This is a genomic window from Chryseobacterium sp. S90, from assembly GCF_047444895.1.
Lineage (GTDB): Bacteria > Bacteroidota > Bacteroidia > Flavobacteriales > Weeksellaceae > Chryseobacterium.
This window is the reverse complement of the sequence record NZ_JBLGCX010000002.1, coordinates 72612-87959: the sequence shown is the minus strand read 5'-3', so window position 1 is coordinate 87959 and position 15348 is coordinate 72612. Positions and strand designations below refer to the sequence as shown.

Below are 15348 nucleotides of genomic sequence, written 5' to 3'. Positions count from 1 at the left end.
ACCCTTAAATTTACTTAATCCTTAATAAAAAACTTAATGGTTAAATTTTAAAACATTAAGATTCATTCAGGGGTTAAGATTATTAAGATGAGATTGCTTCGTCACTTCGTTCCTCGCAATGACAGATTAAGTCTTATTTATATCCAAGAATTTTCAGGATATCTTCCGGCTCCTGTTTTTCACGGAAAATTTCATATTGCAACTCTCCGTTTTCATCCTTTTGAATCAGGACGTGTCTCGGCTGAGGCATCAGACAGTGGTGAACTCCACCATACCCTCCGATCGTTTCCTGATACGCTCCTGTATGGAAGAATCCTATATACAATGGCTTAGTATCACTGAAAACCGGTAAATAAATAGCATTGGTATGCTGTTCAGAGTTATAATAATCATCTGAATCACATGTCAGCCCTCCTAAGAATACCCTTTCATAAGAATCTTCCCAACGGTTTAGCGGAAGCATGATAAAGTGTCTTGAAATTGCCCATGTATCAGGAAGAGTGGTCATGAAAGAAGAGTCAATCATATTCCATTTTTCTCTGTCATTCTGACGTTTCTGGGAAATAATTTTATAAAGGTTCGCTCCGCTTTCCCCTACAGTAAAGCTTCCGAATTCCGTATAAATATTAGGTTCTTCTACTCCTTCTTCTTCACAGAATTTTTTGATCTGAGAAACGATTTCTTCTACCATATACTGATAGTCATAATCAAAGTTCAAAGAAGTTTTAATTGGGAAACCACCTCCGATATTCAATGAATTTACTTCCGGTGCAATTTTTTTCAATCGTGCATATACACGAAGACATTTATACAACTCGTTCCAATAGTAAGAAGTATCTTTGATCCCGGTATTGATGAAGAAATGAAGCATTTTCAATCTTGCATTCGGGTGTTCGGCAATCTTCTGACTGTAATAAGGAATAATATCTTTATATCCGATTCCTAGTCTTGAGGTATAGAACTCGAACTTAGGTTCTTCCTCTGATGCGATTCTGATTCCGATATTAAAGGTAGAATCGATGCTTTCCGTAAGTTTATCCAATTCTCTGTAATTATCAAGAATCGGAGTAATATTTTCAAAACCATTGTTGATCATATCTGAAATATTTGTCAGATAATCATCCGTTTTAAAACCATTACAGATTACTTCGATGTTTTTATCTACTTTCCCTTTTTCGTAAAGAGATTTTACAATATCCATGTCATAAGCGGAAGATGTTTCTATTGAAATATCATTCTTCAGAGCTTCCTCCAATACGAAATTGAAATGACTGGATTTTGTGCAATAGCAGTAGGTATAATTCTTTTTATATCCGGTTTTTTCAAAAGCTTCTTTAAACCAGCTTTTGGCCTTCTGAATATTTTGAGAAATTCTCGGCAGATAGCTAATCTTTAGCGGAGTGCCAAATTGTTCAACCACATCCATCAATGGAACGTCGTGGAACAACAAATTGTTCTCAGATACATTAAACTCCTCTGTAGGAAAATATAATGTCTGATCAATAAGTTCCGAGTACTTTATTTTCATTTCTAAACAAGTGAATTAAGAAATGCAAAATTGCTAAAAAAGTTTGATTTTTGGGTGTTAAAATTATCATAATTTTAAATAAAGACCCAATATCATGTCCTGTAAAAATTTACCTCTGATAATCAATAGGTAAACTTTTGAATATATGCTATTCTTTTAGCATCGGAAATCCCTAATACCTGCTGAATGTAGGCATCTGTAGAGCCATACTTTTTATCAATCTCCCCAAAAGCTGCATCAAGGTATCTTTTTTCTACCCAGCTCAGTTTTTCCAGCACCTGTAAATCCATTTTTGGATAGATAAAATGTAAACGATTGGCAAGACGAAGTCTTTTCTCAACCATATCTTTTCTGTAGTTGTTGGATAGCAGATATTCATTATAAATGGTCTCTTTATCAAACTTCAGAATTGTCAGGATGAGCGCGGTGGTAATCCCGGTTCTATCTTTTCCTGCTGTACAATGGTACAAAACCGGATTTTCTGATTCCAGAATTTCTGTAATGATTTTCTTGATGGTTTCAGGATTTTCTGTAACGTATTCGCGATAGAAATCTATCATTCTTTTGTCTGCATCAGAAGCATTTACCTTACCCTTCAGAACCAGCTTTCTAGCCTGAGCCAATTGATCTCCCTCATCTTCAAACGCTGAATATTTTTTATAGGTTACTGATGCCGGAAGCTGATCCGGTTTCTGAGATATTTCTTTAGAATTTCTAAGATCAATTATTTCTTTTATTCCCAGCTTATCAATATCATCAAAAGATTTCTTTTTAAGCTTATGAAGATGGGCACTTCTGTAGATCCTTCCCTCTTTTAAAGTTCTTCCTTCTGTATTTTTAATATTTCCTACCGTCCGGAAATTCGTTACTTTTTTAACATGAATTACTTTTTCAGTTTCATTTTTACCATATTCTGGTGTTTCAAAATGCTGTGTTTTGCATGAAACAATACTGCATAATGAAATGGTGAAAACTGATATTTTTATTAGTTTATTCAATGACGTTTTTTATAATATGTTTTGGCTAAAGCCACTGGACTTTGTTTATTTATCTAACGGGCTAAAGCCCGTTTCTATTGATAATTGATTTTTTAATAGATTGTTGGATATTCTATTTCGCTAATTCCTACAAATAACAAGACATCACCTGATTCATATTCTACGGAAATCTCATCTTCAACGGCAAAGTTTCGGGTTCCTATTCTTGAAGTAATGCTTAGAGTTTCATTTGTCAAAGGCCAGTTGAGTCCTTTCGTTGTAATATTATTCACTGATGGAAATGGATAGAGAGAAATCATTCTATTCTTTGCTCCTTCCAATTTAAAATGATTGGGAATAAAGTAATATTCTGAAAATTCATCATAAAATTTAATGTCCATCTGATCTTTGAATATATAAGCAACGGTAAGGTTTCCAAGAAAATGATCCTGCTCGCCTCCACTTCCTCCGAAAACATCAATCTCCGAAAATCCTTTTTCCAAAATGATTTCCAAAGCTTTGTGAAAATCTGTTTTATCCTGATCCAATGTAAGGATAAATTTTTCATGATACATCTCTTCATCTGATCCGGAATGCGAATCAAAATCACCGGAAATAAAATCCAGCTTATCCATAGGAAAACCCAGTCTTTTTAGATAATGAAAAGCACCGTCTGTACAGGCAATCAAGCCATAATTACCAGGATTAGGTAACAATTTTGGAGCATCTCCGTTGATGAAAAGTAATGCTTTATCTCTCATTCGGATTCCAGTATTCTTCCGGTTCGTTGTTCAGTTTTGAAATATATCTGGCCAATACAAAAAGATAATCTGAAAGCCTGTTTAAATATTTAATCAATTCAGGACGTACTTCTTCTGATTCATTCAAAAATACCAATGAACGTTCTGCTCTTCTGCAGATGGTTCTTGCAGCGTGTAAAAAAGTTGCGGATTTCCCACCTCCTGGAAGGATAAAATACTGAAGCGGTTCCAGCTTTTCATCAAAAGCATCCATCCACTGTTCCAGTTCTTCAATTTCTGTTTCTGAAATAATGATCGGAAGGCGTGATTTCCCGTTGGCCAGCATCAGTTTATCTACAGGTGTAGCAGCTTCAGAACCTACAGTAAACAAATCAAACTGTATTTTCTTAAGTTGTCTCAACACTTCTTCATCTTCGATATGACTTTTTGCAATCCCGATGAATGAATTCAGCTCGTCTATATTTCCATAACTGTCTACTCTGGCACTGGCTTTAGAAACTCTCGTTCCGCCATATAATGCCGTCTGACCTTTATCTCCTGTTTTCGTATAAATTTTCATAGTACTAAAATACCTTTTTTTGTAGAATGTAAAAAGTAAAATGTGGTAATAAGTTCCTATTCTATTTGAAAAAAAATTGCCTGACATTAATTAGTGTCAGGCAATTTTCACATAGGTTGGTTGTATATCTTTTGAAATTGCTTTCTCATTTTAAGCATGACAAGCAAATTTTAATTCCTTATTTATGAGTTAAAAAGTGTAATTAACATTGAGCTGAAAAGTTGTTCCGTTAAATCCGAACTGATTCACCTCCCAAGGATATTTGAATCTTCCTCCAAGATCTGTTACTATATCTCCTTTAGTATCTATTACATCCGGATAAATATTAAACAAATTATTTACAACTCCGGAAACTTTAAGATCTTGGGTGATTTTATAAGTTAAAACGATGTCTGTAATTACCTTGCCAGAGAATGTCTGATCTTTGGCAGGATCAGTGGCGTGCTGCCATGTAACAGAACCAAAATAAGTATTATTAAGGTTAAAATTAAACTTTGAAATATCATACGAAAGACTAAGAATAGTTTTTGTTTTTGGCCTTGCGGAGGTAATTCTGGATTGTTCTTTTCTATCAAAAAAGTTTTCTGAGTACCCATTTTCAGCCAAAATATTAGGAACGGCAATATTATCTACTATTTCAGTTTCGTTATAATTGAAAGCAGCAATAACTCCCAATCTTCCTTTGCCAATAGCGGAAGTGTAATAATTTGCGACGAAATCTACCCCTTGAGTAACTGTATTTACAGCATTGGTGAAAAACTTCAGGGAAGTTATTTTATTATTATCTAATATTACTTCCACAGGGTTTGTCAGATCCGGACTCCCGGGAGCACCTGTTTTGTAACCAATATCTCCTGAGAAAAGTACCCTGTCCTTAATTTTTATTCTGTAATAATCTGCTGTAATCGTAAGGTTTTTAAATGGTTTTACGGCAAATCCTCCAGTAATGTTAAAAGCTTTTTCAGCGTTTAATTTGGGTACACCAAGATCGGATCTTACAATTTGAGAGTCATTATTAAAAGTACCCTGATTAGCTACAGTATTCCCTGTAATTTTGGTTTGAACATTGGAATAATAAATCTGGTGTAATGAAGGCGCTCTAAATCCTGTAGAAACAGACCCACGGAAAACCAATTTATCATCCAGAAACTTATATCTTGCATTTCCTTTCCAGGAAACATTATTTCCAAAATCACTGAAATTTTCATATCTCACAGTTCCTCCCAATAACAGGTTTTTCGTAACATCCCATTCAGCATTCATATAAGCTCCGATATTCTGACGATTTTTATTGACTTCATTTTGAGGCTGCAGCCCCGGAAATGATTCTGCACCACTTCCTATATAAGATGCTTCTTCTCCTGCTTTCGCCTGATAGTTTTCATTACGCACTTCTGCTCCGGCTCCTAAAACAAGCGCACCAAAATCCCGGCTGATATCTATGTTTCCTATAATATTACTGAACTGGTGACCGCCTGCTTTAAAACGGGTTGGTGAATTGGCACCCAAAGAAACATTAATAGTATTTCCTACAGCATAATCTACTGCATTAGAGCCAAAGGTTGCACTCCCATCAAAACTCCATTTTCCAAACATGCCTTTCCATCCGGAGGTTAAATTATAATCATAAACATCTGTTTTAAATTCCGGTTGAAATCCGTTATAGGGTTGTCCTTTTGGAGTTAATAAACCAAAATCTGAAGTTACCCAATAGGGTGTTCTGTACAAAGCAAAACTGGTCCCACTTCTATAAGTTGTACCCCCAAAAGCATAAAATTTGCCTGTTTCACTTGTTGGCAATTCAAAATTTACAAACATATTAGCAACTTTTGTCTCCGGCTGCCCAATGATCATTCCTAAACCAGGATTAGCCTGCGTCCAGGCATTATCTACACCAAAAAGATCATCTTTTGTAACAGAACCTGCACGGTTAGTTTTATTTTGGGATGAAAATCCTAGTGTAAGATTCAGGCTTCCGTTTTTTGCTACTTTGATTCCTGTATTAAAATCTGCTCCTATATTAAAGCCATCTCCTTTTGAAGTAATACCTGAAAAAAGGTTGACTGTACTTTTTCCAACGCTGTTTTTAAGAATAATATTGATCACTCCTGCAATAGCGTCAGAACCGTATTGTGCAGATGCTCCATCCCTCAATACCTCTACGTTTTGTAAGGCTGCTGAAGGAATACTTTTAAGATCTGTACCTACTTCACCTTTTCCAGGGGTATCATTTACATAAATAAGAGCGCTTTGATTTTTTCTTTTATTATTAACTAACACTAATGTTCTGGATGGCCCTAATCCTCTTAAATCTGCCGGATCAAAATGAGCCGTTGCATCAGAAACAGTTTGCTGTGATGAATTAAAAGATGGAACAGCGTAGGTTAAGGCTTTATCAAAAGTAGTTTGCCCCGTGGATTTTAATTGTACAGCAGAGATATTATCAATAGGAATTGCTGAGGTAATGATGGTTCTGGGCTTAGTTCTACCCGTTGTAACCACAACTTCATCTATTTTATTTTGTTTTATGCTGTCCTGAGCATATCCCATTGCACCAGCTCCGCTTAATACTAATACACAGATTTTTTTATTAAATGATTTCTCTTTCATGTGATTTGATAATTATTCAATAAATCTAATGAAAATATCAACATTAAACACAAAAACAAATCATATGATACAAATAATACTTCATAAATTTATAAATAGTGTTTATTTACAAAACAGCAGTAAATTTACAAATATCAAGTAATTTATTAATAATCTAAAAAGAAACGTAGTAATAATTTCCTAATTCTATCTGAAAAAGCGATTAAATTACACCTGGAAATAAATATGATTTCATTCTTTTTGATAAGTAGTTTTTGTAGAGATTGCTTCACCTATGGCACGCAATGACTGTATATAAAAAATGGCCGTTAAAACGGCCATATCCAAATTATTTATTTACCTCTACGTATTGTATGATGGTCTGATTTTTTGGGTTGTAGATAATTGTACTACTGTTGGGAAACCTTTTCAATTTATAATATTGAATGTTTTTATCGGATTTTATATCTTCCAGAATACTGGCATCAAAGGTATTATCAGGAAGAAATTTTGATAAAAGACTTATTTTAGCAATGATGTTTTGCCCATCAATCTTGCGGGCTTTCTTTTCTGATTTACTTTCATCAGAAGTAGGCTGTCCCTCTAAAAATGGGATTAATACTGCAATGTCTGCTTTGTATTTAAAAATGTAACCTTCTGATCTTCCCGGGATTTTAATTTTTTTCCCTTTTTCTTCAGATACAATAGCAGCACCTGCACCGGGAAAAACAGTATTAAACTTAACGTCTTCGGAATTAATTAAAGAATTCACAGATTCATTGACCGCTTTCTTCACTGTTTCATCTACAGCCTGCTGTGCTTTCTGCTGCACAGTTTCGGTTGTTTTTTTAACAGTCTGATCAATTTTTTCTTCAATCTTATTGCATGATACTAATAAAAAAGTGGTGACAACAGGCAAAATATACTTCTTCATAATTCTAATAATAGCGATTTTTGTTATTAATATCCATCCTTCTAACGCAAAAACAGGTCAGGATATTTTAGCAAAGAAAAAAATATTTTTTTACTATCAAAAATCCTGCTGACAAACTGTTGCCATAACCCTGTCTTACCTTTGTATCAACAACAAACAAAAACAAAACATTATGACAACTACAGCAACAGCCACTAAACAATTCATGACTTCTGAACAGCTATTAAATGACTGGCAGGGACACAGAAATCTGACAAGAAGAGTTATTGAAGCTTTTCCGGAAAAAGATTTATTTGAATTTTCAATAGGCGGAATGAGACCGTTTGCAAAACTGGCAGTAGAGCTGATTGGTATTGGCGGACCTGCTTTGAAGGGAATTGTTGAAGGAACTATGGAAGCTTACAATGAAGAAGCTTTTAATCCAAAAACAAAAGAAGAACTTTTAAAGAAGTGGGATGAACAAACAGAAGTAATCAACCATTATTTTAATATGATTTCTGAGGAGCGTTTCCAGGAAACTTTCAATTTATTCGGAGAATATGAATTCCCGGTATATCAGAACATCCTTTATTTTGTAGATAACGAGATTCACCACCGCGGACAAGGATATGTTTATCTGAGAGCTTTAGGAATAGAACCGCCTTTCTTCTGGGAAAGATTTTAATTTTAATAAAAAAGTGAAGCGGTAAAATTGCAAAAAGGCGGAAATCATGAAAAATACATCTGCAATGTCATTTATTATAGTGATTTTCCTCCATCTCAACAACTTATATCATTTTTTGCGACTAAACAAATTTAGCTTTTTTGCGATTTTACCATTTGCTTATTAACCATTTCATTTATTGCCTCAATTAAGTCTTTAAACCTCAACAGCTGTCTTGTTGGGGTTTATTATTGATGTCTTTCAACCATTTTTACTAGCAGCTCTTTCAATCTAATGCGAAGGCTTTCCGGTTCCAGAACGGTGGCATAATCTGCAAAAGTAATAAGCCAGCGGGGAAATCCATCGCTGATCCATTCTGTTTCAAAAGTGAGTTCTACTCCTTGTTCAGTTTCTACTTCTTCTATCAGTCCGTAATATTTTTTGGAATTCACCAGATGAGACATTATTTTTTTGTCTACCAAAAGTTTAGCTCTGACTTTATTTCCGTTTGATTTTTTCCGGTAATCATTCACCTGGCCGTATTCCTGTAAAAAGGGATTCAAGGTTTTTGAAATCTCTAAAATCCGGTCTATCCGGAATTGTCTGAAATCTTTTCTCAGGGTACAGAATGCCATGATGTACCAAAAATTAAACTCAAAAAACATCCCGACAGTTTCAATAGTTCTGTTATCTACCCTTCCATCTACCGTCTGATATCTGATATTCAATTGGGTTTTGTCTGCAATACTTTCTAAAATAATAGGAATCACATTTTTAAGAGAATCTCCGGAATCGGTATGGAAACTAAAAACATCAATCTGTTTTTCAATATTCTGAATGAGATTTTTATCAGAATTTCTCAATACTGAGCGTACTTTTTCCATGGCCGCCTGATAGTGGCTTCCCAAACTTTGGTGGGAAAATTTCTGCATCAGCTTTTCGGCAGTAATGAAACTTAATACTTCTTCTTTGGTAAACATAATGGGAGGAAGTTTGTAGCCGTCCATTAAAGAATAGCCGTTACCTGCTTCACCCACAATTGGAATTCCTGCGTTTTCCAAGGTTTTTACATCACGGTAAATGGTTCTGATACTTACATCGAACTTTTCAGCCAGATCCTGCGCCCGAACAACAGGTTTAGACTGTAATTGGGTAAGGATAGCCGTTACCCGATCAAGTTTTTTAAGATAGTGATCGTTCATGATACAGCAAAGCTAAAATTCTTTTTCGAGGTATGTCTTATCAATGGGACTGCTTTTTTTATTAATTTTATTTTTCACAAAACAGTTTCTTCTTTATGCTTCACACTCATTTTGTTCAGTCTATTGAAAAAGTTTTAAAACCGGAACAGGCAGTCATGGACGAACTTGTTTCTCATCTGGAATCCAAATCCTACAGAAAAGGAGATTTTCTGTTAAAAGGTGACGAAACCTGCCGGTATTTCTATTTTATCGAAAAGGGACTTGTCAAACTATTTTTTGACAATGGTGATAAAGATTTTATCATGACTTTTTTTGCAGAAAATGCTTTTTTCGCTGAGCTGAGCGGTTTTCTTACCGGACAGCCTTCAAAATACATGATCGTTGCTCTGGAACCTACTGAAGTTCTCCGTGTGCACAGAGATATTATTGAAGGATTATGTAAAAAGTATCACACGGCAGAAACACTTTTCAGCAAGCTTTATTCAAAAGCTCCGGTGAATATGATGGGAAGGATCAGTGAAATGCTGGAAGACGACGGAAAAAAGCGTTATCATAATTTTATGAAGCAAAGACCCGATCTTATCCAGCGCATCAGTCTTGGAGATCTGGCAGACTATATCGGAATTACTCAGGTTTCTTTAAGCAGAATCAGAGCACAAAAACTTTAATGGGAGGAGGGGATGTTGGAAGCTGGAAGAGGGAAGTTATTGAAGACCGAATATATATCATCTACCTAATAGTAGCTTCTAGCATCCAGCTTTTAAAATCTTTCCTTATAAAATTTATCATTTGTAAAAAAATTCAGGAAAATACAGTTCTACATTTGTCACATAATTAATCAAAAAAACAAATATTATGTCACAAAGAATCAACGCATTTGCGATCGGAAACAAAGCTGTAAATGCCCTTCACAATATGGGATTTCAGGTACAGAATTCATCACTGGACAATTCATTTCTTGAACTGATGTATTTCAGGGTTTCACAAATGAACGGATGTGCTTTCTGCCTGGATATGCATTCCAAAGAACTAAGAGCAAAAGGTGAAACTGAACAGAGAATATTTCTGGTAAGTGTCTGGAGAGAATGTTCATTTTATACGGATAAAGAAAAAGCAGGACTGCTATGGGCTGAAACTTTAACGGCTTTAAATGGTAAGGAAGTGGATAATGAAATTTATGCTAAGGTAAGCCATTATTTTTCTGAAACTGAGATCGTAGATTTAACAATGGCTGTTATTGCCATCAACAGCTACAACAGAATTAATATTGCTTTCGGAGCAGATGTAGGTACTTATCAGGTTCCTGAAAAAGCGCATTAAACAGTTGTTATGAAAATAAAAAACTCAGCTTGGCCGCTGAGTTTTTTATTTAATTTTCTTTGAAAGTATTCACCAGTTTATCGAGATTCAGACTGCGGGCTGATGCGTCAAAGATCTCCCGGTAAGTTCCTTCTTTACTGTAAAGTTCATCGTGAGTTCCATTTTCCACTACTCTTCCTTTTTTCATCACATAAATGATATCCGAATCCAGAATCTGTGACAGGGAATGAGAAATGATGACAACAGTTCTTCCTTCTTTTATGGCATCCAGAGAATTCTTGATCTGCTCGGTGGCAATGGCATCAAGGCTGGCTGTGGGTTCATCCAGAAAGATAATCGGAGGATTTTTCAGAAACAGTCTGGCAATGGCAATTCTCTGCTGCTGTCCTCCGGAAAGCTGAGTAGCATCATGCAGGTATTGATCCGGAAGATCCATGATCTGTTCATGCAGATAAGCTTTCTTTGCAGCTTCCTGAATTTCTTCAAAACTGGCATTCATATCTCCATAGCGGATATTATCTTCTATACTTCCCTGAAAGATGTGATTTCTCTGAAGTACCAGTCCAAGGTCACTTCTAAGAAAAGTATTGTCAAATTCATTAAGATTCACTCCGTCCAGAAGAATCTCTCCTGAATCCGGAAAATAAAATTTACACAAAAGATTAATGACCGTTGACTTTCCTGCACCGCTCAGCCCTACCAAAGCCGTCGTTTTTCCGTTTTCAATTTTCATGGAAACATTATGTAAAGCTTTTGTGCCATTGGGATAAGTAAAATCAACATTTTTCAGTTCAAAAGTACCTTTGATTTCATTTTCTACAAAATTTCCATTCGATTCTGTCTCATTATCTGCATTCAGAATATCAAAATAGCCTTCAGCATAGATCATGGCATCATTCATATCATCATAAATTCTGTGAAGCTGACGGATAGGTGCAGAAACATTGTTGAAAAGCATAATATGTAGCATGATCGCACCAATCGTCATTTGCTGATCCAAAACGAGATAAACCGTTAAAAGAATAATCAAAACAACTCCGAACTGCTCAATAAACGTTTTTAAGCCATCATAAATAAAGTTGGTTCTTCTTGTGATCATCTGGCTTTCCATCAGCTCCATCTGAAGATCGTATTGTTTTTTTCCTTCAAATTTTTCACGGACAAAACTTTTAATAACCATAATAGAATTGATCAGATTCAGAAGTCCGGAGGTCTTTTTTTCTCTCTGATTTCTAAGCTGACGACGTACTCCGTTCAGTTTTTTTGCCTGCAGGGAGCTGATATAAAAATAAATGGGAACAATAATGGTTGAAACAAGTCCTACATATACATTCTGCATGTACATAATGATCAGGGCAATGATCGCATTGGAAAAAAGAGGCAGAATATCAATAAAAAAATTCTGCACCAGTTTTGTCAAGCTTTCTATCCCACGATCAATTCTGATCTGTAATTTTCCGGATTCATGGTTTTCATCGTTAAAATAAGCAACTCTATAGGTTAAAATTTTATCAATAGCTGACTGGGCTAACACAGAACTCACATTAATCCTAATTTTTTCACCATAAAACTTCTGCCCGAAATTGATAAAAATATTGAGCAGCTCTTTTCCCAGCAAAATAATTGAAATGATGATCAGAATATGAATTCCTTCTGACATCGGATGTGGAAGATGGGTAAGCTTGGTAACTTCATCCACCGTATATTTTAAAACAATCGGGTTTACCTGTGCTGCCAGAGCTCCCAGAAAAGTAAGAAACAAGGTTCCGTAAATCATGGGTCGGTAAGGTCTGATGAATGGAACAAGCTGTTTATAAATTCCGAACAAGGTGACTGTTCTGTTAAAAGGTTTAGCCATAGAAATCATTTTTAAATGAAAAACGTACCGCTTTCAAAAGAAAAAGGTACGTTTTATTATGATGTTCAGCAAATAAATGCTTTATATTTTATCCTTCAAACAGATAAGTGGTAAGGTAATGCAGTTCTTTTCTGCCGGCCTCTTTAGATTCCGCTTCTGCCTGTTCTAAAGAATATTGAGAATTGATTTCTTTTTTCTGGAAAACAAATGAATTGTTGGCATTTTTATCTACCACATCATTAAAGATATGCTCAATTTCAGAGTTCGCTAATGAAGCAAAGCTGATATCTTCAAAACCATACATCAGTCTCAGATCATCAAACTGTTTGAAATTTTCATCTACAAATCCCTGCAACTGCGATTTTGAATCAAAATTACCTGCCCAGATATTGTAAGCGTATTTTTTCTTTTTAGGTTTATCCAAGATACTCTGATAGACAAAGTTTTCACCAAGATATGCTTCTCTTACCTGCGGATCATTGGCAAGATCTTCCGGAAGTCCTTCTTTCAGGATTTTTCCTTCAAACATAATATAGGTTTTGTTGGTAATCGCCAACGTCTGCTGTACGTTGTGGTCGGTAATCAGAATTCCGATATTTTTATCGACAAGACTTCTTACGATTTTCTGGATATCTTCAACAGCAATCGGGTCTACCCCAGCGAAAGGTTCATCCAGAAGAATAAAATTCGGGCTTGTAGCCAGACAACGTGCGATTTCAGTTCTACGTCTCTCTCCTCCGGAAAGAAGGTCTCCTCTGTTTTTACGGACGTGCTGTAAAGAAAATTCTTCAATCAGTTCATCACATTTGATCTGCTGCTCACGCTTTGAAAGCTTGGTCAGCTGCAATACTCCCATAATGTTTTCTTCCACGGAAAGTTTTCTGAAAACGGAAGCTTCCTGCGCCAGATATCCGATTCCCTTTTGGGCTCTTCGGTACATTGCATCAGTCGTAATCTCCTGTTTATCCAGAAAAATTTTTCCTGAAGTGGGCTTAACCAACCCTACGATCATATAAAACGATGTGGTTTTTCCTGCTCCGTTCGGACCCAGCAAACCAACAATTTCTCCCTGTTGAACCTGTACAGAAACTCCTTTTACAACTTTTTTAGGACCGTATTCCTTGATTAAGTTTTCTCCTCGTAAAATCATAGGGCAAATATATCAAAAATATAAACTTCACTTATATGTTAATAGCAACTTGTTGATTTAAATGTAAACTTATTCACTTCCAAATCATTGTAACTTTTTATCATTTTCAACTACTTATCGTAAAACATCACAATCAATTACAATCATTAAGAAATGGAAAATTACGGTTACACAAAAACAGAAAATGTACAAAACCAGCAAAGCAATGTCCCTTACCGTTCGGAAAAGAAAATCCCTGCGGCTTTATTGGGAATTCTTGTGGGCTGGCTGGCTTTAAATAAGTTTTATCTGGGATACACGAAAGAGGGAATCATCCAGCTGGTTCTGAATGTTGTTACTTTAGGAGCAGCTTCTGTTATCCCTTTTATTGAAGGTATTTTATATCTTTTCATGAGTGATAAGCAGTTTGATGATACTTACGTTTACGGGAAAAAAGGTTGGTTATAAAATAATACCTCTTATCCGTTTGAAAATAAAACAGGCTGTTCGGTGAGAACAGCCTGTTTATTTTTAAATTGAAATAATTAATCCGGCGGGCAAGCTAAATGATTAATTGTACATGGATGCCAGATTCCTTTACACCATGTTCCACAATTTGGATCATCAATAATCACTTCTCCTCCTTTGATTTTTTTCAATTGATTTCTTTCGATCTTTTTAAGATTTCTCATAAATAAATTCTTTTGATGTTTTAATAATTTTCGTTTCTCGAAATTAGCTTTACTCAAAAGTATATTTTTTATTTACTCGGAAGTCTTCAATCCGGATCATTAACTTAACATTAACGTTGATGTCCGTATCATGATTTTCTAACCGTTATTTATTCAAAAGGACCGCAGCTTCTTTTGCAAAATAAGTAAAGATCATGTCTGCTCCTGCTCTTTTGAAGCAAGTCAGGCTTTCAATGATCGTTTTGTCATTATCCAGCCAGCCGTTCTGAGCCGCTGCTTTTACCATCGCATATTCTCCACTTACATTGTATACTGCAATCGGAAGATCAATAGCTTCACGTACTTTGGAAACAATATCCAGATAAGGAAGTCCCGGTTTGATCATGATCACATCTGCTCCTTCGTCAATATCTTTAAATACTTCATTCAATGCTTCACGGGTATTGTGGAAATCCATCTGGTATGTTTTTTTATCTTTCGGAATTTCCATGTCATCTTTTGGAGCGCTGTCTAAAGCACTTCTGAATGGTCCATAGAAAGAACTCGCATATTTGGCAGCATAACTTACAATTCCTACGTCTGTAAAACCGCTTTCTTCCAACGCTTCACGGATAACCTGTACTCTTCCGTCCATCATATCGCTAGGTGCCACAAGATCTGCGCCTGCTTCAGCATGAGATACTGACATTCTTGCCAGTGCATCGTTGGTAGCATCATTGATAACTTTTCCGTTTTCAATGATTCCGTCGTGTCCATAGATTGAATAAGGATCTAAAGCTACATCGGGCATAACAATCATTCCCGGAACGGCATCTTTGATTGCTTTGATCGTGCGCTGCATCAATCCGTCTTTGTTCCAGGCTTCTTTTCCTGTATTGTCTTTCAGATGTTCTGACACTTTCATGTATAAATTGACAGCTTTTACTCCTAAAGAAAATAATTCCTTACATTCCTTAACGGTTAAATCTATACTCCGCCTAAAAATTCCCGGCATAGACGGGATTGCCTCCTGCTTGTTTTCGCCCTCCATTACGAAGATCGGCATTACAAAATCATCAGTTGTAAGCACATTTTCTCTTACCAAACTTCTGATAGATTCATTAACTCTAAGTCTTCTATTTCTTGAATGTATCATTTTGGAATACTTTTTGAATAA

At 35.6% G+C, this 15348-nt stretch carries 14 protein-coding genes and 1 pseudogene; 4 read left to right on the top strand and 11 right to left on the bottom strand.

All coding sequences use genetic code 11. From position 1 onward, the window contains the following. Positions 1–133: 133 nt before the first annotated feature. From ACLMCG_RS08160 to ACLMCG_RS08135, 6 genes are all read right to left on the bottom strand, one after another. Positions 134–1528: a decarboxylase gene (locus ACLMCG_RS08160; RefSeq protein ID WP_047378719.1), complete on the bottom strand. Its 1395-nt coding sequence runs from the start codon at positions 1526–1528 to the stop codon at positions 134–136. 122 nt (positions 1529–1650) lie between these two features. Continuing rightward, positions 1651–2526: a tyrosine-protein phosphatase gene (locus ACLMCG_RS08155; RefSeq protein ID WP_413961075.1), complete on the bottom strand. Its 876-nt coding sequence runs from the start codon at positions 2524–2526 to the stop codon at positions 1651–1653. A 92-nt stretch (positions 2527–2618) separates the two neighbouring features. Continuing rightward, complete coding sequence (locus ACLMCG_RS08150) at positions 2619–3266, bottom strand: thiamine diphosphokinase (protein ID WP_413961076.1); 648 nt, start codon at positions 3264–3266, stop codon at positions 2619–2621. Continuing rightward, positions 3256–3825, bottom strand: a complete 570-nt coding sequence (locus tag ACLMCG_RS08145) for a cob(I)yrinic acid a,c-diamide adenosyltransferase (protein ID WP_034699206.1) — start codon at positions 3823–3825, stop codon at positions 3256–3258. The genes ACLMCG_RS08150 and ACLMCG_RS08145 overlap by 11 nt, the downstream gene beginning before the upstream one ends. Positions 3826–4014: 189 nt before the next feature. Continuing rightward, the gene (locus ACLMCG_RS08140; protein WP_413961077.1) at positions 4015–6435 is read right to left on the bottom strand and encodes a TonB-dependent receptor plug domain-containing protein; all 2421 of its coding nucleotides are present in this window, start codon (positions 6433–6435) and stop codon (positions 4015–4017) included. 328 nt (positions 6436–6763) lie between these two features. Further along, on the bottom strand, positions 6764–7348 hold the full coding sequence (locus tag ACLMCG_RS08135; RefSeq protein ID WP_413961078.1) for a hypothetical protein: 585 nt from the start codon (positions 7346–7348) through the stop codon (positions 6764–6766). Between the two features lie 172 nt (positions 7349–7520). Here ACLMCG_RS08135 and ACLMCG_RS08130 point away from each other — a divergent pair, with 172 nt between their 5' ends. Further along, a complete protein-coding gene (locus tag ACLMCG_RS08130; protein WP_413961079.1) occupies positions 7521–8012 on the top strand; it encodes a DinB family protein in 492 nt (163 codons plus the stop codon). 227 nt (positions 8013–8239) lie between these two features. Here ACLMCG_RS08130 and ACLMCG_RS08125 read toward each other — a convergent pair whose 3' ends face one another. Continuing rightward, positions 8240–9193: a helix-turn-helix transcriptional regulator gene (locus ACLMCG_RS08125; protein WP_413961080.1), complete on the bottom strand. Its 954-nt coding sequence runs from the start codon at positions 9191–9193 to the stop codon at positions 8240–8242. Between the two features lie 95 nt (positions 9194–9288). Between ACLMCG_RS08125 and ACLMCG_RS08120 the strand changes: the two genes are divergently transcribed. Further along, positions 9289–9861: a Crp/Fnr family transcriptional regulator gene (locus tag ACLMCG_RS08120; RefSeq protein ID WP_413961081.1), complete on the top strand. Its 573-nt coding sequence runs from the start codon at positions 9289–9291 to the stop codon at positions 9859–9861. A gap of 187 nt (positions 9862–10048) precedes the next feature. After that, positions 10049–10513 carry a carboxymuconolactone decarboxylase family protein gene (locus ACLMCG_RS08115; RefSeq protein ID WP_413961082.1) on the top strand — a complete coding sequence of 155 codons (465 nt, stop codon included), beginning with the start codon at positions 10049–10051 and terminating at the stop codon, positions 10511–10513. 49 nt (positions 10514–10562) lie between these two features. On the opposite strand, the gene ACLMCG_RS08110 is transcribed toward ACLMCG_RS08115, so the two are convergent. Further along, positions 10563–12290 carry an ABC transporter ATP-binding protein gene (locus tag ACLMCG_RS08110; protein WP_413961126.1) on the bottom strand — a complete coding sequence of 576 codons (1728 nt, stop codon included), beginning with the start codon at positions 12288–12290 and terminating at the stop codon, positions 10563–10565. A 505-nt stretch (positions 12291–12795) separates the two neighbouring features. Then, positions 12796–13521: pseudogene (gene lptB, locus ACLMCG_RS08105) on the bottom strand (LPS export ABC transporter ATP-binding protein); the annotation flags it as partial. Positions 13522–13674: 153 nt separating this feature from the next. Between lptB and ACLMCG_RS08100 the strand changes: the two are divergent. Then, the gene (locus ACLMCG_RS08100; protein ID WP_047386984.1) at positions 13675–13968 is read left to right on the top strand and encodes a TM2 domain-containing protein; all 294 of its coding nucleotides are present in this window, start codon (positions 13675–13677) and stop codon (positions 13966–13968) included. A gap of 77 nt (positions 13969–14045) precedes the next feature. Here the strand turns inward: ACLMCG_RS08100 and ACLMCG_RS08095 are convergent, their stop codons facing one another. Both ACLMCG_RS08095 and hemB read right to left on the bottom strand, forming a co-directional pair. Continuing rightward, on the bottom strand, positions 14046–14192 hold the full coding sequence (locus tag ACLMCG_RS08095; protein WP_413961083.1) for a bacteriocin-like protein: 147 nt from the start codon (positions 14190–14192) through the stop codon (positions 14046–14048). A gap of 145 nt (positions 14193–14337) precedes the next feature. Further along, positions 14338–15327 (bottom strand): porphobilinogen synthase, encoded by a 990-nt coding sequence (gene hemB, locus ACLMCG_RS08090; RefSeq protein ID WP_223600088.1) that lies wholly within the window; start codon positions 15325–15327, stop codon positions 14338–14340. Between the last annotated feature and the right edge of the window lie 21 nt (positions 15328–15348).